This is a genomic window from Pseudomonas sp. FIP_A4 (genome assembly GCF_036701605.1).
In the GTDB taxonomy this organism is placed as follows: Bacteria; Pseudomonadota; Gammaproteobacteria; order Pseudomonadales; family Pseudomonadaceae; genus Stutzerimonas; species Stutzerimonas phenolilytica.
The window spans coordinates 1-639 of record NZ_JAYDXP010000037.1; the positions used below are offsets into that span (position 1 = coordinate 1).

Genomic DNA, 639 nt, shown 5'->3' on the forward strand with positions numbered 1-639 from the left:
CAGATCGTGCAGGAAGGAGCGCGCCTGGGCGTGGACTATGCGATGACTGTGTCCTGCTATCAGGCAGATGATGATGGGCGCGCCTGCGGCAAATGTGACAGCTGTCGTTTGCGGGCAGCCGGATTTGCTGCCACGCTGCAGCACGGCGGCGCCGAGCAGGCGATCGTTGAAGCGCCCGGCGATCAGGCTGCCGTCGGCGATGCGCTCGGCGCGAGCCTTCTCCTCGGCGCTGCCCCACGGCAGGCGGATCGCCCAGCCGGCACCGCTCATGCGCGCGAGCAGCACGCGCTGGAGCGGGTGCGCCAGCTGTTCGCCCAGGCGCTCGGTTATCCGCTGCCGGCCGGCATTGGCGACTACGGGCTGGACCGCGCGCGGATGGCCGCGCCGGGCGCCAAGTTGTTCGCGTCCGGCCAGCATGACCGGCACTTCTATCGCGACATGTGGCGTTCCCTGCGCAGCACCGGCGCCTGGAGCGGCGAGATCTGGAATCGTCGCAAGAGTCAGGCGCTGTCGTCATGCCGGTGCGCAGCGCTGGCCGGCCAGCTTACACCAGATCGGCGGACGACTCGGGATGCAGGCGCCGATGCTGGCGGTAGAGGAAGCTGCGGATGCGTTCGGCATCCTGCTCGCCGTTGAACT

At 69.0% G+C, this 639-nt stretch carries 4 pseudogenes; 2 read left to right on the plus strand and 2 right to left on the minus strand.

Annotated elements, in window-relative coordinates:
* Positions 1-132, plus strand: a pseudogene (locus tag U8L64_RS00260) (7-cyano-7-deazaguanine synthase); the annotation flags it as partial.
* 27 nt (positions 133-159) lie between these two features.
* On the opposite strand, the pseudogene U8L64_RS20140 reads toward U8L64_RS00260, so the two are convergent.
* Positions 160-270: pseudogene (locus U8L64_RS20140) on the minus strand (lipopolysaccharide heptosyltransferase 1); the annotation flags it as partial.
* Between the two features lie 3 nt (positions 271-273).
* On the opposite strand from U8L64_RS20140, the pseudogene U8L64_RS20145 reads away from it, so the two are divergent.
* Positions 274-382 (plus strand): annotated as a pseudogene (locus U8L64_RS20145) (lipopolysaccharide heptosyltransferase 1); the annotation flags it as partial.
* 162 nt (positions 383-544) lie between these two features.
* Here U8L64_RS20145 and U8L64_RS00270 read toward each other — a convergent pair.
* Positions 545-639 (minus strand): annotated as a pseudogene (locus U8L64_RS00270) (PilZ domain-containing protein); the annotation flags it as partial.